At 45.2% G+C, this 21,225-nt stretch carries 17 protein-coding genes; 5 read left to right on the top strand and 12 right to left on the bottom strand.

Going from position 1 to position 21,225, the window contains the following annotated elements:
• The first annotated feature begins 2 nt into the window (after nucleotides 1-2).
• Complete coding sequence (locus B5F25_RS10215; RefSeq protein ID WP_087249388.1) at nucleotides 3-773, top strand: hypothetical protein; 771 nt, start codon at nucleotides 3-5, stop codon at nucleotides 771-773.
• A 133-nt stretch (nucleotides 774-906) separates the two neighbouring features.
• Here B5F25_RS10215 and B5F25_RS10210 read toward each other — a convergent pair whose 3' ends face one another.
• The 7 genes from B5F25_RS10210 to B5F25_RS10180 form a co-directional block, all read right to left on the bottom strand.
• Nucleotides 907-2,649: a M64 family metallopeptidase gene (locus B5F25_RS10210; protein WP_140406914.1), complete on the bottom strand. Its 1,743-nt coding sequence runs from the start codon at nucleotides 2,647-2,649 to the stop codon at nucleotides 907-909.
• A 57-nt stretch (nucleotides 2,650-2,706) separates the two neighbouring features.
• Nucleotides 2,707-3,975, bottom strand: a complete 1,269-nt coding sequence (locus B5F25_RS10205; RefSeq protein ID WP_087249384.1) for a BACON domain-containing protein — start codon at nucleotides 3,973-3,975, stop codon at nucleotides 2,707-2,709.
• Nucleotides 3,976-4,207: 232 nt separating this feature from the next.
• Entirely contained in the window at nucleotides 4,208-4,549 is a 342-nt protein-coding gene (locus tag B5F25_RS10200; protein ID WP_087249382.1) for a hypothetical protein, read from the bottom strand.
• Between the two features lie 18 nt (nucleotides 4,550-4,567).
• Entirely contained in the window at nucleotides 4,568-5,254 is a 687-nt protein-coding gene (locus tag B5F25_RS10195; RefSeq protein WP_087249380.1) for a hypothetical protein, read from the bottom strand.
• A gap of 659 nt (nucleotides 5,255-5,913) precedes the next feature.
• Nucleotides 5,914-6,297: a hypothetical protein gene (locus B5F25_RS10190; RefSeq protein WP_140406913.1), complete on the bottom strand. Its 384-nt coding sequence runs from the start codon at nucleotides 6,295-6,297 to the stop codon at nucleotides 5,914-5,916.
• 45 nt (nucleotides 6,298-6,342) lie between these two features.
• Complete coding sequence (locus B5F25_RS10185) at nucleotides 6,343-6,642, bottom strand: hypothetical protein (protein ID WP_087249376.1); 300 nt, start codon at nucleotides 6,640-6,642, stop codon at nucleotides 6,343-6,345.
• 1,237 nt (nucleotides 6,643-7,879) lie between these two features.
• Nucleotides 7,880-9,004 carry an ATP-binding protein gene (locus tag B5F25_RS10180; RefSeq protein WP_087249374.1) on the bottom strand — a complete coding sequence of 375 codons (1,125 nt, stop codon included), beginning with the start codon at nucleotides 9,002-9,004 and terminating at the stop codon, nucleotides 7,880-7,882.
• A gap of 252 nt (nucleotides 9,005-9,256) precedes the next feature.
• On the opposite strand from B5F25_RS10180, the gene B5F25_RS10175 reads away from it, so the two are divergent.
• The 4 genes from B5F25_RS10175 (at nucleotide 9,257) to pyrH (ending at nucleotide 15,681) form a co-directional block, all read left to right on the top strand.
• On the top strand, nucleotides 9,257-12,271 hold the full coding sequence (locus B5F25_RS10175; protein WP_343206230.1) for a SusC/RagA family TonB-linked outer membrane protein: 3,015 nt from the start codon (nucleotides 9,257-9,259) through the stop codon (nucleotides 12,269-12,271).
• A gap of 33 nt (nucleotides 12,272-12,304) precedes the next feature.
• Nucleotides 12,305-13,936, top strand: coding sequence for a RagB/SusD family nutrient uptake outer membrane protein (locus B5F25_RS10170; protein ID WP_087249370.1), 1,632 nt, complete (start codon nucleotides 12,305-12,307; stop codon nucleotides 13,934-13,936).
• Nucleotides 13,937-14,195: 259 nt separating this feature from the next.
• Complete coding sequence (locus B5F25_RS10165; RefSeq protein WP_087208737.1) at nucleotides 14,196-14,843, top strand: hypothetical protein; 648 nt, start codon at nucleotides 14,196-14,198, stop codon at nucleotides 14,841-14,843.
• A 127-nt stretch (nucleotides 14,844-14,970) separates the two neighbouring features.
• Nucleotides 14,971-15,681 (top strand): UMP kinase, encoded by a 711-nt coding sequence (pyrH, locus tag B5F25_RS10160; RefSeq protein WP_013617405.1) that lies wholly within the window; start codon nucleotides 14,971-14,973, stop codon nucleotides 15,679-15,681.
• A 149-nt stretch (nucleotides 15,682-15,830) separates the two neighbouring features.
• Here the strand turns inward: pyrH and B5F25_RS10155 are convergent, their stop codons facing one another.
• From B5F25_RS10155 to B5F25_RS10135, 5 genes are all read right to left on the bottom strand, one after another.
• Nucleotides 15,831-16,352, bottom strand: coding sequence for a histidine phosphatase family protein (locus B5F25_RS10155; RefSeq protein ID WP_087249368.1), 522 nt, complete (start codon nucleotides 16,350-16,352; stop codon nucleotides 15,831-15,833).
• 236 nt (nucleotides 16,353-16,588) lie between these two features.
• Complete coding sequence (gene ettA / locus B5F25_RS10150) at nucleotides 16,589-18,277, bottom strand: energy-dependent translational throttle protein EttA (RefSeq protein ID WP_087208733.1); 1,689 nt, start codon at nucleotides 18,275-18,277, stop codon at nucleotides 16,589-16,591.
• Nucleotides 18,278-18,290: 13 nt separating this feature from the next.
• Nucleotides 18,291-19,415: an MFS transporter gene (locus B5F25_RS10145; protein ID WP_087208731.1), complete on the bottom strand. Its 1,125-nt coding sequence runs from the start codon at nucleotides 19,413-19,415 to the stop codon at nucleotides 18,291-18,293.
• Nucleotides 19,416-19,493: 78 nt separating this feature from the next.
• Nucleotides 19,494-20,315: a 3-methyl-2-oxobutanoate hydroxymethyltransferase gene (panB, locus tag B5F25_RS10140; protein ID WP_013617409.1), complete on the bottom strand. Its 822-nt coding sequence runs from the start codon at nucleotides 20,313-20,315 to the stop codon at nucleotides 19,494-19,496.
• Between the two features lie 192 nt (nucleotides 20,316-20,507).
• Complete coding sequence (locus B5F25_RS10135; RefSeq protein ID WP_022039833.1) at nucleotides 20,508-21,167, bottom strand: HAD family phosphatase; 660 nt, start codon at nucleotides 21,165-21,167, stop codon at nucleotides 20,508-20,510.
• Nucleotides 21,168-21,225: the final 58 nt, after the last annotated feature.

Here is a 21,225-nt window from a genome sequence, read left to right as displayed (position 1 = left end):
GAATGAAAATAAAAAAATATTTATTCGGATTAGGTATCGCAATGACGACGTTGTTTGCATCTTGCGAGACCGACAATGAGAAAGCAATATTTGAAGAAGCAAACATGGGTGTGGCTTTTGAATTCGCCGTGCAGGATGTTACTTTCCCGGCAAATGGTTACGAAGGATTCGATGTGGAAATCGTCCGTGCGCAGACTGCCGAGGCTGCAACTGTGCCATTGACCGCTACAATGGCTGATGGTTCGGCGGTTCCTGCAGAAATTCAAGTTCCATCCGAAGTTTCTTTCGAAGCTGGCGAAGGACGCAAGACTTTCCATGTTACCGTGGGTGACATCGAGTCTGGTATGGATTATAATTTGAATATTACCGTTGACCCGGCATATGCTTCTTCTTTTGAAGGTGCTGTTACGACAAAAACAATCACCATCTATCGCGATTATACGTACAGCCCTATCGGTACAGGGCACGTAGTATCTGCATTTGCCGGAGGAGAAGGCGACTGTGAGTTTGAGAAAGCCGACAATATCACCTGGTATAGAGCCATAGCTCCGTATGAAGAAGGTTATAATCTGGTATTCCAGGTTCAAGCCGACGGAAAAACGGTCGTAGTTACCAGCCAACCGGTAATCAGCGAATATGGTGATTATGGTGAAGTATCCGTTGCAGGTCAAGGCGAATTGGTTGACGGTGTAATTACAGTCAGTTTAGAGTTCACTGTAAGTGCAGGTAGCTTCGGCATATTCGAAGAGGTATTTACATTGCCAGCAGAATGATAAGAAATAACATTTGACAGACAAAACCAATAGCAGAAAGGGTATCAGAACAAAGATGCAGTATCTTTTGTTTTGATACCCTTTTTTAGGATATTTCTTTAAAGAATTATAACTATTCAATCTTATGCTACTATTATCTGTAAGGCACCACAATGTGATTCTTCTTAGCATCGCGCCAAGTACCTTTTACCCGTACAGGTGGGCGATGATTTTTCTTCCACTTCCCTATTTGTACAGCAGAAGGACGTTGGCGTAAACTACGTGAAGCCGCTGTATTCCGACTAACAGCATCGAATCGAACAAACTCTTCGTAGTCGTAGGTCCAGTTGCTGCCTTCAGACATCTGCATGACGGTCTTGTAGATTTGTTCGCGGCTGGGGGCGTTCAAATAACTCGTAACCTCTCCGCCTCCGTTCATATTACTATATTCAGAGGGACGGTAACACCCATATTCCCAAGTGTCTGCCCCTTCGAATACTCCTAAGTATTCGTCTTTATAACGTTCGTCTTTCAAAAAGCGAGCCCATTTCACGGTTTCAGGGTCACTACGCCAATCCACATTGGTCCACCATCCTTTGGTAGTCCAAGCGTAATCATATATTTCTTTGTTTTCTTCCGGCATGGTGCCACTCCCCTCTATAATATATTCGTCTGCTAATTTGGCAATTCCATGCCCTCCTGCTTCATGTAAGACATTATAAAATCCTATAGTTGAACTTAGAATGTAAGCAACGAATGACCCATCTTCATAGAGGCTTGCATAAGAAGTCGCAGCCAATTTTTTAGGATTAGCAGACATGATGATGTTCAACCTTTCTGTATTTATGCCGGGAACCTTCAGGGCATATTCAAAACAATCATCATCTCCTTCTATGGCGCGTTTTGCTCCGTCCGTATATTCACCATTGGGAGAAACGGCTTTGACCACATAAACATTGAACCGTTCCTTTAACGATTTATATGGTTCTACAGAAAAGAGTTCTTCCATAGCTGCTTTCATGGTACGTTCGTAAGGACCTCCCTCTTCCATGTCTTTATCCACAAATGCATCCCCCATCAGCACAAGGTCTATGCCTTTCCCTACTGTTGCTTTTTGCAGGACTGTCACTTCTCCGTCTTTACTGTAATCTGTAGAGGTGTACATGCCGGGAACATATTCCGGATGTTCTTCCGGTTCACCAAGATAGGTAGAAATAATTCTTTTAACTTCTCCAAAGAAGGCTTCTGAATCTGCTGGCGGAATGTAATTATCATAATTAACAAGATTTACAAGATTCCCTTCCTTGTCAAAAATGTAAGCCATTCTTGACTGGAGATAACCATTGTCCGTGTGTAAAAAATCATTGTCTGTTCCTATCACATAATCAAGATTTGTGGTTACTGTATTATCTATAATGTCTTCCCATTCATATTCTTTAAGTTCATCAGGCGTATTGCAATCCGTAAAACATAATAATGTTCCTAATCCTTTGTTTTGATAATCCAGTTGCAAATTAATCAGTAATTCCGTAATATCCGGAATCATGGTTTTTCTTTTCTCTGCTGTCAACACTACGTTGATGTCATTACTTCGACACCATTCCAAACTATTCAGGCGAGACCCATCCAACAAGGTAAGGTTTGCATCGGTAATTTTCAAGTTGATACCCGTAAAATCAAAGTTTATTGGCTTTGAATCACCATAATATGGTTTGCTTTGGATAATGATATCCCATGCAAATTCACTCCACCTGGGGTGCATTGTGATAGATGACGGAATGGTTCCATGCATATTGTTGCCATTTAGCATAATCCATTCGCAACGGTCAAGAAATATAGAAAATGATTCTGGCAAAGTTCCTGTTAATCCATTCCCTGTTAATGCAATTCCTCTCACTTCGCCGTTTTCGGTAACACTTATTCCAAGCCACTCGCCAACTGGCTTTTCACTACACTAATTGGTATTATTGCCCCAGTTGTCTCCGCCGGTTGCTTTATAAAACTCAATAAGTGCTTCACGTTCTACATCTTTTAAATCCACCTTTCCCGTTTGCTCTACGGTAATCTCCTGTTTGTTGTTGGCCGCAGTAATGGTAATGATACCGGTGCGAGAATTATCGTTTTCATTAGGGGTGATATTGAAGCTCAAAGGATATTCTACCAAGCCGCGGGTATTTGTTTGCGTAATCCAATCCACGTTGGTACTGACCGTAAAGTCCACATTAGTTTGGATAGAGAAGTTCAGCGTTTCTCCTGCGCCTGATACTTCATACTTGTTTTTTGCCAAGACAATGGCATCCTTCTGCACTTGCACAATGTTTACGCTGTCTTTCAACCCGTTCTCCTTGTCCACGAACCGAATTACCGCCTCGCGTGCGTCGTATGTTTCATTCGGGTCTACTATAAAATAATGTGTATAAGTGGAAAGGCTTCGGGATGAGTTTTCCCTTAACCAATCTACACCGGGCATTTCGATTTCGTATGCCGTATTGCTCCGCAACTCCACCTGAATGGTTTCTCCGGCACTGCTTACGATATATTCGGACTGACTTAACACCAAGGCAGGACCAATCCCTATCTGATAGACCGTGACTTCTTCGGTCAAGCCGTTTCCTCCAGCCAACTTGATAACAGCCTGACGGGCTTCAGACGCCTCATTCGCCTCTGCATGGAAAGCCAAAACAGAGGAAGTTAGTCCACGCGAACGGGAAACCGGAGTCAACCACGTTTGTGCACCGTCTTCAATCTCGTAAGTCACTTCGACATTCGCCTGTAGCTTTATCGAGAAATCGCCTCCCTCTGTGTCTACCTCTACTTTATTGGAAGTCAGAATCAACGCATCCTTTTGCTTTTGCGTCACGGTAAGGGTTTTCTTCGCATTACCCGACGTGATAGTGACCGAAGCATTACGCTCGTCGTAGCTCTCATTTGCCACAGTAACCAGGCTCAACGTATGAGTGCCCGCTTCGCCGCTTGCAGGCGAAACGCTAAGCCAACTGGAAGCAGCATCGTCTACAGAAACCGTCCAATCGGAAGTGGCTGTAAAAGTCAAAGATGCCGTGCTGCCAGCAGTTTCAAACACAGGAATATCTTCTCCCGATTCAACCGTTATAGACGGAGACTCAGGAGCCGGATTCTCTTCTTTGTCCTCCAAACATCCTTGGCAGAGTATGAAAAGCAAGCCAAGGACAGGCAAAACAAACACATTCCGTTTCATTTTCATACTATCTACAATATAATTAAAACCGTTAAAGAACTATCATTTATCTGTGGTATAATACGGACAAGAATAAGCCGCACCATCATATCGTTCTCTCTTTTCGCCAACGAGCGGGCAAAACTCCGAACTATGACCGTAATGGCTGCAAAGCGTACAAGCCTTTTCCTTGGAAACTAACTCCTCTGTTGTAGGGAATGCAGCACCGACTGCTATTCCTGCAGCTTCGGGTATAGATTTAAGCAGCGATTTGGCTAAAATGACTACTATCACGATAAAGAGATAAAAGCCCCACTACCCCAGCCATCAAATAGCTTACCGTGAAAATAATTCCTATGCCGGCTGCAGACAACAGCCCTTTAACGAATCCCTTGCCATGCTCTACATAGTCCCATACCTCAAACGCCATACCTATGAAAAGAAGGAGCCACAGCAGGAGATTCGGAATGACGCATAAATAAGGCTGAATACCATAAGAAGCCTCCGGAAACCACAAAGTCCCTACATTGCTCACCCAATTGGGATTATCATTGCAATAAGCTACAACAATCATCAACAAATTCCAGAATCCCAGCGTCATACCTAAGCGCATTGAAAATCATTGAGAGGAAAAACGCGTATAAAATACCCTCAGCATAATCATCGGAACAGACATGACAAGCGTCAGCACTAAAATTGCCAACAGCACTTTCCACCATTGAGAAGTAAAAAGCAACTTCAGCAAACCGCCCATTACATATTCGGAGAAAAACATTCCCGCATTGAAAAGACGCGGGATAAAAGATTCGTGTGCAGTAGTCTGGTAAACATGCCAACCGTAAGCCATTCCGCCTTTCACCAAAGGAATGATTCCGGCCTCCATGTCTCTACGAATCCTTTCCCCTTCATACCAGTTTTCCCAAGCCTTCTGAAAACATTCCGATGCCCTGATTGAGTCTTGAGGGTCATGGCTTTCATGATAAAGGACTGCATAATAGCTGCCCAAATCATGATAACTTTCAGCATCATTATATGCTATTCCGATACGAGCCCACTTTGCAGCTATGGCATGCCTCTTATCTATACTCTCCCCGGCATCCATATTGGGGTGCGACTTCTCATAAGCCTCCCATTCGTCAAGCCAAGCCTGCGTAATCACTTTGTGATTTCCAGACTCAATCAACTTACGCTGATAAAGCTTGAACGAATCTACGGAAGCGAGAGCATGAAATTCTTCATAGTGCATCACAACGGCATACATCGCGTTCTTATTACCCTTTTGTGCGGCTTGATATACCTTATCCAAATCTCTTTCTCAGGGCGAGCAAGAAGAAAGCCCCCAACACACAAGCATTCCCAATAAGACCAATCCGAAATGCATAAAAGATTTCCAAGTCATCATCGATTTTACAATCCTATCTATTAGTATTTTTTTCATAATATGCCATACAATTTACTAAACATATGTTTTTTGCAAATTACAGCATTTTTCTCCAGTCAGCTTATCACCTAAAACAGTGATATTTGGGTCTTCTGGAATTTGGAGTGATGGGTATTGCGAATGGTATATTGACAATCTATACGCCCTATGTGTAACAATCTGTATTTTAGCTTGTTCTTACGCTTCTACACATTTAAACACAATTGAGCCATTTGTAGGGGCGAATTATAGCTTTTAGATATCAGTCTTATTGATTATCAACAATATACAAAATTGTATATGTTCCATATACGCTGATATTCAGTCATATAGGGTTATCACTCCAAATGTCGGATGAACCTGATATTTGAAGATTATTGAATTTTTATGAGCACTCAACCTCACATTTTCCGCAAGCATTATCTTTGCTTTTATAAACGGTCGGGAATTCCTCCCGAACTCCCGACCGCAATAGCTATTCAACAAAATGTCGTTATTTTATCCTATAACAGATAAAGCCGACTAAGACAAATGAAATAAGGAAATCACTTATCATCCTCTTTTTTAATTCCATATTTAGCTTCTAATTCTTCATTCCATTTCTTTGCTTGTTTGCGCAATGCATCCCGTTGCGAATAATAGGTATATTCTGTTACAAACTTTAACATGTTACAAGCTTTTGCATATTTTGCGGGAACATCTGGAGCGACAATTTTATCCTTTACATGCACCGTATCGCCTACAGCATGTTTACCCAATCCCGAGCAAGAGCCATAACCGATAGGCGTATCATCATCCATTATCAAATAATACAGCCCAATATATGATTCCGGATTTTGAGTTATTACAATGTCGAATTCCACATGCAGCCGGGCAGTCTGCTCACCTCCCCCGAATAACGCATATTCAGGAAGAGAAACTTTTTTCACCTCAATGTCTGATACAAGCTGGTAAGACAAGCTATCCGACAACTCTTATGCCACTTTTTCCCCTACTAATTTGTCTGCCAACGGCTGAGCCTCTTTTCCCGCTTCTTCATACATCGCCTGCATCTTGGCGACAAAACCAAGAGCTTCGCTCATACTTGCTTCCTTTCCTTGCATGGATGCGACTTCTTTCAACAAGTCTACCGCCTTATTCTCATACAATTCCGGTATGTCACCGAACAAACTTTTCTTAGCCACACCCGAAGAGGATGTTCCATTGCCTCCACAAGAGACGAATGCCAATGCTGCTATCGCAACAAGGGCAAAAACTGAATGTTTTGTTTTCATAAAATATGTTTTATTAATTCTACAAGCCTAAAAGTATCTTACAAATTACAGCATTTTTCTCAAACCCATTTGTCACCTAAAACAGTGATTTTTCAAAGGGAGCCAACTTTTCGAAAGATACGCAACGATAAAAATGCATATCCGCATTTCACCCAATTATCTGTAGGGCAGGGTTTGCCTGCCCGAAAATATTCAGGCGGACGCATACAGGCGGACTAACCCCGTCCCTACATAGGATGTTTGCGGAACTTTTTTACACATTCACAATATGCACAAATAAAATGCCGTGAGAAGTGTACGATAAATTATTGCCGGAGCATGAATCAATGTCCAATTGAATGGTCATAACCTGTTTCAAGTCGTCTTCTTTTTACGTCCTTGGGACGGAAGATGTAAAAGGATGCTGCTTGCGTCGATAAAGTAACCCAAGCGAAACTGAAATGGTTGGAAGGTATCGAAGGATTGGTTTATATGCCCAACTGGAAATGAATGGCGGAAAAATACATCTGTCATTTTTCTTGTAGAGACGCAATTTTCACAACCCAATTTTGTTTTACTATACTCTGTGCAATATAAAATTGCGCATTTTAAATGAATATAGCTACCTCATTAATAAGGAGTTACTGCATGAAGTTAGAAGCCAATGCTTTTACTCATGAAAGCATAGCAAAATCATCGGCCTTTAACTTCTGCGAAGACATAACTTCTTCTAACTTCCTTTTATACTTCTTGGATAAATTAAATTCAATATTTGCAGAAGATATTAGAATCATCTATAAAAGAGAATCCGTCTGTACACAATTCTGAAATTTGCTATTTAGGCGATGTTAGAAAATGTATACAAAAAGTGCCTGATGGAGAAATAGACCTAAATATAAATGTGATAATTTTTAGCAAAATTATAAGTTATGCTCCAATTATTTCATTTTTAGTAAGAAGGGTTTTATTTATGAATAAAACAAAATCCACCTCAAGATATGCTGATGCATAAGAAACAAGTAAAAACCTTTCTTTGCCTTCTGGTTACAGAAATGTATTTAAAAAATTGCTTATTTTCAGATAGTTTTCATCATTCTTATCGCATCCATCGCATTGACATATTGGGGATAATGTTTAACAGCCCCTATCAATACGCCGAATTCACACGATACGCTCTGTTCATTATATAAACATATAAACCACTTAGGTAAATACTTTCATGTCATTGATATCAGTACGCTGGACTTTGCTGATAAAGTTACATTTGTTCCTTCAGCCAGAGACTAAAGAAACGGTCATACACTTGATAGGTTCCTTGCTCTTTGGTGACAAAGTCTTTTTCCAGTAAGCCCTTCAAGGCAGCCTGAACTGAACTGGCGGAAGGCAAGCGGTATTTCTTGATAAAGCTGCCGGAAGTGACATTCTGTGCTTTTCCCTCCTTACATATCGCAACCAATATCTCCTTTTGCTTTTCCGGTATTTGGTATAAAAGCTCTGAATACGTATAATGATAAGAATCCAAGATGAAACGTATGGCAACTTCCACCATATCCTTCGTGCATAACCCACCCTGCGGTGTGAAAGAATAAAGCACATTCAGTATTTTCTGTACATACCAGGTAACACCTTCGAAACGCGTGTAAACCGAACGGATTACCTCTTCTTCGATATGTTTGCCCGCTACGGTAAAATGGTGTCGGGCAAACGGAATATAGTGTTCTACATCAATGGCATCTAAATGCATAATAGTGACACTTTGATAAAAGGGACGAGAAGGATTCACAAACATATCCCCCATCAAATGGCGTTGCGAACCGGCAAATATGAAACAGGCATTATGGCAATGCTGGATATAGGTGCGTAACATGGCTTCCATGTTCTGCTCAGGATAGTTAATAACTTGCTGGAACTCATCGATAGCGACAATACAGGGCTTGTCCGCTTCATCCAGATACTTGAAGATTTCATCCAAAGTGACTGCAGGTGCATGAATGTCCCCTAACTCCAAGTTCCACGAAGGTATTCCGGAACTATCGAATGAAATACTGGAACGCAATGAACTTAAACAGGTGATAAATTTTTCCCAAACTTGTCTCTTTTGTGGCTTTAAGGCGTCCAATATGCTCTTTCCAAGCTGGAAGACAAAATCGCGCAATGTCTTGGTGGCATAGATATCTACCAAAAATGTATAATACTTGCCGCTGATTTCACTTTGCTTGAAACAATGCTCTATCAGTCCGGTTTTTCCCATACGGCGGGTAGACATGATGGCTACATGATTGCCGTTGGTCAGCCAGCGCAACAAAGTTTCTGTCTCTTTCTCCCTGTCGCAGAAATATTCGGGAGCTACATATCCGCTTGTTATGAATGGATTTATAATCATACTGCTTTTTATGCAAAGATAATTATTATTTTATAATAAAGTCGTTTTACATAATGAAAATTTGCAATCCGAACTTGAATGGATTTTATGAAAGTTTCAGCTCTGATTGAAACCTTAGTAGACTATTTTGAGTCACATTTTGGGTAGAAATATTCCAATAAAACCATATCTGTAAGCCTTTATAGGCCGATTGAGTCCAAACAAAGCCGATAGGCCATCTTCCGTAAATTAATAATAATCAACTACTTATAAATTTCAATCAGTTCGGCGGGAACTTTGGTAGTTTCTTTCATCGGCTTGCAGACGCAAGAGGTTAAGATTCAGCCTGTTATAAAAGTAGTGCTGAAGTCGGATGAAGAGGTATTGGATGAAGTTGTTGTCGTTGCTTACGGTACCCAGAAACGTGCCTCCATTACGGGTGCGGTATCATCTGTAAGTGCAGGTCAGATTGAAAAACGACCGGTAACAAATGTGACCAGCGCATTGGAAGGTACTACTACCGGTGTGCAGGTAAACAGTACATACGGTGAACCGGGTAATGGTAGTAATAGCATCCGTATCCGCGGTTTTGGTTCTATTAATGGAACAAACGAACCCTTGATTGTAGTAGATGGTGTACCCTATGAAGGCAGCCTGAACGAAATCAATACCAATGATATTGAATCAATGTCTGTCTTGAAGGATGCTTCTTCGGCTGCTCTTTATGGTAATAAAGCCGCTAATGGTGTTATTTTGATTACGACACGTAATGGAAAAGGAAGCAAACCGAGCCTGAATCTGGATATACGCCAAGGTATGTATACCCGTGGTATTCCCGAATACGACCGTCTGGGCATCAACGACTGGATGGAAACAATGTGGAAAGGATACCAACGCTATTATATGATAGACGAAGGTATGGATGCTGCTTCAGCCGCCGCAGCCGTTAACCAGACTTTGATGAGCAATGTTATCAAATCGAATATTTTCGATAAGGGAAACACTGAACTTTTCACAGAAGATGGAAAGTTCTTAGGAAATGTTTTGCCAGGATATAATGACTTGGATTGGAATGATGCTTTGGAGCGTACAGGCTACCGCCAAGAATATAATTTGAGCGGTGCAGCTGCGGGTGAAAAATATGATTTGTTTGCATCTGGTTCTTATTTGAACGAAAAAGGATATGTTATCAGTTCTGATTTTGAACGTTTCTCCGGTCGCTTGAAAGCCAACTTTACTCCGAACAAATGGTTTAAGAGCGGTATTAATTTATCAGCAAGTTCTTCGGAAGGCAATTATGCCAATGAAGCCAATGGCACCTATTATATCAACCCATTCTATTCCGCACGTATGATGGCTCCGGTTTATCCGTATTATGCACATGATGCAGAAGGCAATGTGGTGATGGACGAGAATGGAAATCCTACCTACAACCTAGGGCAACAATATCTGTCAAACCGCCATGTAGTATATGAATTGGAAAACGACATCAACCGTATGTACACCAACACGATGCAAGGACAGATTTATGCCACGATTTCGTTCTTGAATGATTTCCAGTTTACGGCAAAGGGAAATCTGTTCAATTCGAATATGAAACAGAAAAATTACAATAACCCTGTCTGTGGTGACGGTGCAGGCAACAATGGCCGTCTGACCCAATATTATCAACGTGTGAAAGATTACACGCTTTCACAAGAATTATTTTGGGCTCACCACTTCAACAAGCATACGGTAGATGTGCTGTTGGCTCATGAAGCGCGCAGTTATTATGAGTCATTAGATTATACGGCAAAGGCTAATATGAAAATGACAGGTGACAACACTGAGTTGTCAAACTTCTCAGAAACTACTTATAGCGAGGGTTCTACGATTGAGTATAACACGGAAAGTTATCTGGCGCGTGCCCGTTACAACTACGATGACAAGTATTATTTCGATGCTTCTTTCCGTCGGGACGGCTCTTCCCGCTTCCATCCAGACCATCGTTGGGGTAACTTCTGGTCAGTTGGCGGAAGCTGGATGATTTCGAAAGAAAAGTTCATGGAAGATGTGACTTGGGTAGATGATTTGAAATTGCGCGCTTCGTACGGCGAAGTAGGTAATGATGCCGGCGTGGATTATTATGCCTACATGGCTTTGTATAATTCGGACACCAATGCCGGATTGGGTGCTTATTATAAGAACCAGCTGATGAACGAGGACTTGAAATGGGAAACTACCACTTCGTTTGACATCGCTGTAGAAGCACGCCTGTTCGACCGGTGGAACATTTCATTCGATTATTTCGATAAACGTTCGCGCGACCTGCTGTTCAATGTGTATAATCCGTTGTCGGCTGGTGCTACAGACTTGTGGGGAATCGGTAGTGCTGACGCAACAGCTATGTCAAGTATGGCAAAAAACATCGGTTCTGTATCTAATAGAGGTATCGAAATCGCTACTGATGTGGATGTTATCCGTACCAAAGACTGGAACTGGAATATCGGCATGAACCTGACATGGCTGAAAAACGAGATTATCGAATTGCCTGACGGAGAAGATATCCTAAACGGTGTACAGATGTTCTCGGAAGGACATAGTATTTACGAGTTCTATATGTACCAGTATGCCGGTGTAGACCAGATGAACGGTCGTGCTCTTTATGAAATTGACCCGACAAAAGTTGAATCGGCAAAAGCAGCTGGTTATCATGTGAATATCAACGGTACAGACTATACGTATAACACCACGTATGCTAGAAAGGACTGGAGCGGCACTGCATTGCCTACTGTTTATGGAAGCATCTCGACTTCGGTAAGTTATAAGGATTTAACTCTTTCTATCTTAGGGACTTACTCATTGGGTGGAAAGACATACGATACCACCTATGCTTCTTTGATGAGTTCGAGCGTAGCCAGTCCGAATGCACTGCATACAGATGTGTTGAATGCCTGGCAGAGTGTACCTGCTGGAATGACAGAGGATTCGCCCAATCGTGTAGATCCGAACGGAATTCCCCGTTTTGACTTGTCATCACAAGATGCTTATTCGCAAGGTTCATGTGACCGTTGGCTGCAAAATTCTTCTTATTTCATCTTGAAGAATATCAACTTGAACTATAATTTGCCTAAGAGATGGGTAACCAAACTCGGACTTGGCGGTATAAGCGTATATGGTAGTATTGAAAACGCATTTACCATTACCTCGCTGAAAGGTATGAACCCGCAGTACAGTTTCAACGGTACGATGGACAACACATTCGTCACTGCCCGCGTTTATACTTTAGGCGTAAACTTGAAATTCTAAATCAATACATAAATTAATAGAGCATATAAATATATGAGACATTCTATCACAAAATACATGACAATGGGATTGCTGGGTGCTGCCTTGGCGTTCAGCTCCTGTAGTGACAGCTGGCTGGACACGGTGCCTACTGGTTCAGCTTCTGCTGGGGAAGTGAACGGTAATGCAGACAATATGAAGCAAGCCATCAACGGTATCTGCAAACTGATGACCATGCAGCATGCATATTATGGCCAGGGTTTTAATGGCGAAGGTACCATCATGATGATGTACGCCGAATATATGGGTGAGGATTTCTATTTCCCTGTATTTGCTCCGGGATGGGCTCCGATGATGAATGGAACGATGAATGACAGCAATACATCCATTTATGATTCGTACCCTTGGTATTATTACTATACCATAGTAGGAAACGCTAATACGATTCTTGCCAATGTAGATATCGCCGAAGGAGATGAGGCAGAGCTTCAGTTTCTGAAAGCTTCAGCATTGACATTCCGCGCATTTGCCTTTTCACAAGTAGTACAGTTCTATTGCAACAGTTGGGCGAATAGCAACAACGGTGCTACAGACGGTATAGTTTTACGTTTGGATGAATCTACAGGTGACATGCCGTTGTCTACCTTAGCTCAGACCTATGAACAGATTTACAAGGATCTTGACGAAGCCATCTCACTGTTTCAGGCATCCGGTTTAGACCGTAGCACTGTATACAGCAGCAGTGCCGTATGTTTTCCGAATCTGAATGTGGCTTATGGCGTATACGCTCGTGCTGCCCTGAATCGGGAGGATTATAGCAAGGCAAGTGAAATGGCCCAATTGGCCCGGAATGGTTATGCATTAATGTCGAATGCCGATTACCGAACCGGCTTCTGCAATCCGACGTCCGAATGGATTTGGGGTTCTTACAACGATGCAGCCGAGACATTATACTATTGGAGTTTCCAAACAACAATGGCATACAATGGATATTATGCATCAGTTGGCTATAATATTGCGGCAAGCCGTGAGTTGATTGATGCCATTCCTGATTCGGATATACGTAAAGGATTGTTCTTGCATTCAGGCACTTTCCTGTCGGAAGGGCAAAAAGTAGAAGATGTCATAGAAACGACTTATGGCAGTTTCAATGTAGAAACGGAAGCAGGAGTGGCTGCTGCAGAAAAAGCGAATAACTATGCAGCCAGTGTTTGCACTTACACTCCGGCACAAACCATTGAACCATACGGTGCTTTGAAATTTGCCGCACTTGGTATGCCGGGTATTGGATGCATTCCATTTATCCGTTCTTCTGAAATGTTGTTGATTGAGGCAGAAGCTGCCTATCAGACAGGGGATATTACAAGTGCACAAAACGATTTGATTGAATTGAATCAAACCAGTGGCCGTGACCCTGAATATACCTGCACGAAAACAGGAGAAGATTTGTGGAACGAAATCATCCTGTACCGCCGTCTCGAACTTTGGGGGGAAGGTCACAGCTGGTTCGACTGCAAGCGTTGGGGACGCCCCGTTGAGCGCAAAGGCATTACCGAAGGAGGTAATTTCCATGCATCTATCGCCGGTACTTATGGAGCAGACCCCAACTCTTCATTCTGGAAATGGGTTCTTCCGTCAAGAGAAACCGATTACAACAGTGGATTAGACATGCCAGCCGTAGAATAACGGACAAATACACGACAACAAGTAAAGCGACCCTTCTGCACGAAAACATCTGCAGGAGGGTCGTATTTTATATCATAAGGACGTATTTAAAACTTATCCCCAATCAGCCTACGATAAAATTCAAAACAGTTTCTTCTAAGCAAGACACCGCAAAGCAGCGCTACAAGTAAAGCATTTAACAAGATTATCACAATGTAGAAACAAGGATGTAACACGACCACCCTATTTTTGCAATGTCAAATAAAAAAGGAAGAAAGAAATGAAAACAACTCTGATTAAAAACATCATTTTAGGCTTGGCTGCCATGACTTTCATTACAACTGCAAATGCAGAAGACAGCAACAAAGAAAACAAGACCAAAGACATGCAAGTAAAAGTACTGGTAGTTGGACTAGACAATGTGGGTTCTAACTATTTTCCAGCTCCTATGATAACAGAAGAAACCGGCATTCCTCAAGACAGCATCGGTGACACTTACAACCGTATTATTACCAATAACATCATTCAGGCAAACAAAGACAAAAAATATACGTTCGTCTCATCAGAAAATCTTCCTGATGTGAATACTCTTGTGACCGAAGTTAAAGTCAACGGAGAAAATGAAGACACCTATGCTGACTTAAGTAATGTAAACAAAGAAGAATTCAGCAAAATACTTAACGAAGCGGATGCCGACTATGTGCTTTTCCTTAATAAACATTACTTGAAATGGCAAGACACCCCCCTGCGCACCCTGTTCCACTTTGTAAGTTATTCACTTTACGACCGCAATCAGCATGAAGTGACCAAAGGGAACAACTATTTCACATGCATGAATTTGGAAAAGGGAGCCAAACTCAGCAAAGCCAGCCGTAAAAGTTCCTCCAAAATAGCTTCGGAAGTCATCAAAAGCATCAACAAAGACTAACTAGACATAAACAAACAGATTCTCTCTCTCTTTCTGACGTCGCCGCATGCTGAAAATGCCGCGACGTTTTTTGTGTATTCCCGTAAATTCTTGTTACCTTTGCCTGCAAACAAAAAAGATTCTGAATATGGCAAAATTTAAACGTATCTTGTTAAAGTTAAGCGGCGAAAGCCTGATGGGAGAAAAGAAATACGGCATAGACGAGAAACGCCTGGGAGAATATGCCTTGCAGATTAAGGAAATACACGACATGGGCGTGCAGATAGGCATCGTTATCGGCGGAGGGAACATTTTCCGCGGGCTGAGCGGTGCCGGAAAGGGATTCGACCGCGTGAAAGGCGACCAGATGGGGATGCTCGCCACGGTAATCAACAGCTTGGGGCTAAGCTCGGCATTGACGGCAAACGGGGTGAAGGCACGGGTGCTGACGGCTATCCGCATGGAGCCGATAGGCGAGTTTTACACCAAATGGAAAGCCATCGAAGCCATGGAGAACGGTGAAGTGGCCATCATGTCCGCCGGCACGGGAAACCCGTTCTTTACCACCGACACGGGTTCATCGCTGAGAGGCATCGAAATAGAAGCCGACGTGATGCTGAAAGGCACGCGCGTAGACGGCATCTATACCGCCGACCCCGAAAAAGACCCGACCGCCAAGAAGTTTGACGATATCACGTACGACGAAGTGCTGGCACGCGGGCTGAAGGTGATGGACCTCACCGCCACCTGCATGTGCAAGGAAAACAACCTGCCCATCATCGTCTTCGACATGGATACCGTGGGCAACCTGAAGAAGGTCGTTGCCGGTGAAAATATCGGCACGCTGGTACATAATTAATAATTAACAATATGAATATCCGCAAACATCCCATGTAGGGGCGTATCGCATACGCCCTGAAGGCATCCGCGTGGATAAGTGGACGCATTCGGGCGTATGCGATACGCCCCTACAGTCAATTGAGTGAAATGCGGATATTCAATTAATTATTAATTGTTAATTATTAATTGAATTGTTGTCCCGTTCTTCATCAGCGGTATTTCCTTCAGGCGGCCGAGGGGAATCCCCCGAGCCTGCGCAATGATGTTCCGGTTTATCTGCCCGTGGGCAACCACCAGCACCGACTTGCCCTCGCAATGCTGCTTCAGATAGTCGATGCACTTGCCTGCGCGTGCGTAAAGCATGGCGGGGGTTTCGGCGTCTTTCGGGAAACAGGAACGGTCGACACTGTTTATCGACATCCCCGTCCAGCTCCCCCAGTCCACTTCGCGGAACAGGGCATTCTTTTCCCAGGGCAAATCCCGGCTGCCTACCGCAAGGCGTACCGTATCTGCCACCCGTTGCAGGTCGCTGCTGACAATGGCATCCAACGGAATGTTTTCCAAGGCCTTTCCCAAGGCTATGGCCTGCCGCTTCCCTTCTTCGGTGAGGTGTCCGGGCAAATGCCCTTGGAATATCCGGCTCAGGTTTTCTTCTGTCTGCCCGTGGCGGGCGAGGTATATAGTCAACATCTTATTAAATGAAGAATTAAGAATTTGAATATCCGCAAACATCCCATGTAGGGGCGTATCGCATACGCCCGAATGCGTCCACTTATCCACGCGGATGCCTTCAGGGCGTATGCGATACGCCCCTACAGTCAATTAGGTAAAATGCGGATATTCATTATTAAGAATGAGAAATGAAGAATCTTTTTTGAATGAAGAATGCTGTTTCTTCATTCTTAATTCTTCATTCTTCATTTAAATCAGTCTTCCATCAGTTTCCGGTAACGCACGCGCTTCGGCTCTACATTGCCCATGCGCTTCATCTTGTTTTCCTCGTATTCGGTGTACGAGCCTTCGAAGAAGAACACCTCGCTGTTTCCTTCAAACGCCAGAATGTGGGTGCAGATACGGTCGAGGAACCAGCGGTCGTGGCTGATTACTACGGCACATCCGGCAAAGTCTTCCAAACCTTCTTCCAGCGCACGCAGGGTGTTGACGTCGATGTCGTTGGTAGGCTCGTCCAGGAGCAATACGTTGCCTTCTTCCTTCAGCGCCATGGCGAGGTGCAGGCGGTTGCGCTCGCCTCCCGAAAGCATGCCGCAGAGCTTTTCCTGGTCGGCACCCGAGAAATTGAACCGGCTCAGGTAGGCACGGGCGTTCACGTCGCGGTTGCCCATGCGGAGCAAGTCGTTGCCTCCGCTGATAACCTGGTATACGGTCTTGTTCGGGTCGATGTCTTTGTGCTGCTGGTCCACGTAGGCAACCTTTACGGTTTCGCCCACTTCGAAGTCGCCTTTGTCGGGCTTCTCAATGCCCATAATCAGGCGGAACAGGGTGGTTTTTCCGGCACCGTTGGGACCGATGACGCCCACAATGCCGTTGGGGGGAAGCATGAAGTTGAGGTCGTCGAAGAGCAGCTTGTCGCCGTAAGCTTTTGCCACGTGTTTCGCCTCGATTACCTTATTTCCCAGACGGGGACCGTTCGGGATGAAGATTTCGAGCTTTTCTTCTTTCTCCTTCACGTCTTCGTTCAATAACTTGTCGTACGAGTTGAGACGTGCCTTGCCTTTCGCCTGACGTGCCTTGGGCGCCATGCGCACCCATTCCAACTCGCGTTCCAGGGTCTTGCGGCGCTTGCTTGCCACTTTCTCTTCCATCTCCATGCGCTTGGTCTTCTGCTCCAGCCAGCTGGAATAGTTTCCTTTCCAGGGGATACCTTCGCCACGGTCCAGCTCCAGAATCCAGCCTGCCACGTGGTCGAGGAAATAGCGGTCGTGCGTCACGGCAATCACCGTTCCTTCGTATTGCTGGAGGTGTTGTTCCAGCCAGTCGATGCTTTCGGCATCCAGGTGGTTGGTAGGTTCGTCCAGCAAGAGGATGTCGGGCTTCTGGAGCAGCAGGCGGCACAGCGCCACCCGGCGGCGTTCGCCTCCCGAAAGGTTCTTCACCGGCTGGTCTTCGGGCGGGCAGCGCAAGGCGTCCATCGCGCGCTCCAGCTTGGAGTCGAGGTTCCACGCGTCGGTAGAGTCGATGATGTCCTGCAGTTCCGCCTGACGGGCAAAGAGGGCATCCATTTTCTCGGGGTCCTCGTAATACTCGGGCAAGCCGAACTTCTGGTTGATTTCCTCGTATTCGGCAAGCGCGTCTACGGTTGCCTGCACGCCTTCCATCACGACTTCCTTCACCGTTTTCGTATCGTCCAAATAAGGTTCCTGCGCCAGATAGCCTACCGAGTAGCCCGGCGAGAACACCACTTCGCCCTGATAATTCTTGTCCAGTCCGGCGATAATCTTCAGCAACGTAGACTTACCGGCTCCGTTCAAACCGATGATGCCGATTTTCGCTCCATAGAAAAAGGATAGGTAGATGTCTTTCAATACCTGTTTGTTGTTCTGGAATGACTTGCTCACTCCGACCATCGAAAAGATAATTTTTTTATCGTCTGCCATATTCTTTATAGTTTTAATGTTTCTGATAATGTCTCTTGAAATAACGGTACGTGAATGCCTGATACAGCAAAAGCCCTGCCACGGCTATCAGTATTTCCGCCCCAAACAAGCCTTTGCCCTGGCTTTGCAGATACACGCCCAAGAAGATGCCGCACGCCCACGCCAATTCCCACGACAAGCGGTATGTGTGATAACCCGTCCCGCGCTCGCAATGCAAGGGGAGCAAAATCATCATCTGGAGGAACTGGCCGATGGAAAATCCCGTGCCTAAGCCTATCAGGCATCCGCCTATATAGAGGGGGTAAACGCCCTCAGGATGATGCAATGCCATCAGTCCGGCAATCATCAGCAATTGCCCCGCCCCGACTTGAATCCGCCCGTCGACCTGCCGCCTTACGCTCTCCCTCACCAACAGATAGAGCAGGAAGCCAAGCCCTGTGCAAAGATAAAAGGAAAAATCGGAAACCGAAACAAAAAGCATGCCTATCACCAACGGAACCGCCATCATATTGATGCCCGGAGGGACCGCACGGAAAAGCAAGAAACGGTCGGACGAGCACAGGGGCAAATCCAAAGGGGCGCGGAAACTGATTTTCACATACCCGATTAGCACCATAGCCACCGCCAGCAAGCACGCCGAAGCACTTACCAGCTGCGTGAAAGCCACATGCTGCATCCCCGCCAAGCCAATCACAACACCCGCCAACATGCCCGCGATGCCCGACCATGTAAAAGCCCGGTTCGCTCCGTCCCGCTGATGGCTGGGAGCCACATCTATCGCCAATGTGCTTCCGGTAGCCATCAAAGCGATTCCGAACGCACTCCCCTGCAAGACGCGCAAAGCGACAATCTGCCATGTTGCCGAGGTCCACGGATAAGCCAGCGTCGCCAGACCTAACACAATCATGCTCCGTATGCATACCTGTTTCCGGCTGAATGTATCGACCAGATAACTGTTGAACACTCCCGGAATGAACAGGGACAAGCCGAACACTACCGCCATGCACGCCGCTTCCACTCCTGTATATCCCCAGACATCCGTCATCCACCGGTGCAGGACAGGAAACTGCATGTACACGGCGGCATGAAAAAACACATTTGCCGCTGCAAGCAAAGTAAAGTTTTTATTCCACAGCATATACCTTTATTATAATTGACAAATGACAATTGACAATTCTTTCACATCGCCGCAGGGCAATTGTCAATTGTCCATTGTTTAATATTGTTCCGACTCGTTCGGGAAACCGCCCGACTTCACATCCGTCACATATTGTCCGATGGCATCGGTCATCACCGCATTCAGGTCGGCATACCGGCGCAGGAACTTCGGGCTGAAGCCTTTGGTCATGCCCAACATATCAGCCACCACCAGCACCTGACCGTCTGTAGCTCCTCCGGCACCTATGCCGATGACGGGGATATGCAAGGATTCGGTCACCTGCTGTGCCAATGCAGCCGGAATCTTTTCCAATACCAGCCCGAAGCAGCCGGCTTCTTCCAACAATTTCGCGTCGCGCAACAGCTTATCGGCTTCGGCATCGCCCTTGGCACGCACACCATACGTACCATACTTGTTGATGGATTGCGGCATCAGGCCCAGATGACCCATCACCGGGACACCCGCCCCGATTATCTTGCGGATAGCCTCTATCACTTCTTCTCCGCCTTCCAGCTTCAGCGCATCGGCACCCGTCTCCTTCATCATCCGCATGGCGTTGCGCACCCCGTCGAACGGGTCTGCCTGATACGAACCGAACGGCATATCCACCACCACCAGCGCACGCTTCACGCCCCGGACGACCGAACGGGCATGGTAAATCATCTGGTCGACCGTAATGGGCAACGTCGTCACATTGCCTGCCATTACGTTCGATGCCGAGTCGCCAACCAATATCGCATCCACCCCGGCTTCGTCCACGATGCGTGCCGTGGTATAGTCGTACGAAGTCAGCATTGAAATTTTCTCACCTCTTTCTTTCATTTCCATCAAGCGGTGGGTGGTCACCTTCCGAGTGTCACTGACTAAATATCCAGCCATAATCTTTCTCCTTTCTATAATAACAAAATCGGTTCGTGAAAAACAGGATGGAACGCAGAGGCGCAAAAGCGCAAAGTTTTTATTTTTGAGAGAGCAAAGTGCACAGAGATTGGCATTTTGCCTTCTCTGACATATTCCTCTGCGTCCTTGCGTCTCTGCGTTCGATAATACAAAAATCCGGGCAAAAGTAAATCATTTCAACGAGTTAAGCAAGCTTTTCATCTTTTCGTAGCTGAACGAGGTGAAATCGGGGATAACCACCCGGCATTTATCACGGATTGCCTCGGCGGGATTCGTCGTGCTCAGCCCTACCACCGCCATTCCGGCGGCATTTCCCGCTTCCAGCCCATGAAACGAGTCTTCGAACACCACACAGTTCTCCGGTACCGTCCCCAGCACCTGCGCCCCCAGCAGGAAGCAGTCGGGGGCTGGTTTCGAGCGGGTGAACATCTCCGCCGTCAGGATTCGCCCGACCAGTTCCTTCAGTTCCGGATGCACGGCATACACGCTCCGCATCTTCTGTCCGTTCGAGCTGGTCACAATCGCCGTCTTCACTCCCTGCTCACGCAGCTCACGCATGAAACCGGTCACTCCCGGCACGTATTCATACTTCATCTCTGCCTCATAGCGGTTCAAATCCTCCGTAATTTCCGCCTGCTCTTTCTCCATCCCGGCAAAATAACGGCTGAAAATCTGGCTCAAGGTCTGCCCCTTGATTATCTTGCCGAAAGCCTCGTACTCCGGATGATACTTCTTCCCCACCGCATCCCAGAAGACGGTATATTGCGGCTCGGTGTCCATCACCACCCCGTCGAAATCGAAAAGAGCGGCTATACATTTGGTTTTATCCATATCCAGTTTTACATTTAGTTTGATTTAACAGCACAAATTTCCGAAATATTCGTCCATC

The organism is Bacteroides sp. An19, assembly GCF_002160215.1.
Classification (GTDB): domain Bacteria; phylum Bacteroidota; class Bacteroidia; order Bacteroidales; family Bacteroidaceae; genus Phocaeicola; species Phocaeicola intestinalis.
This window is presented reverse-complemented; position numbering and strand designations above follow the sequence as displayed.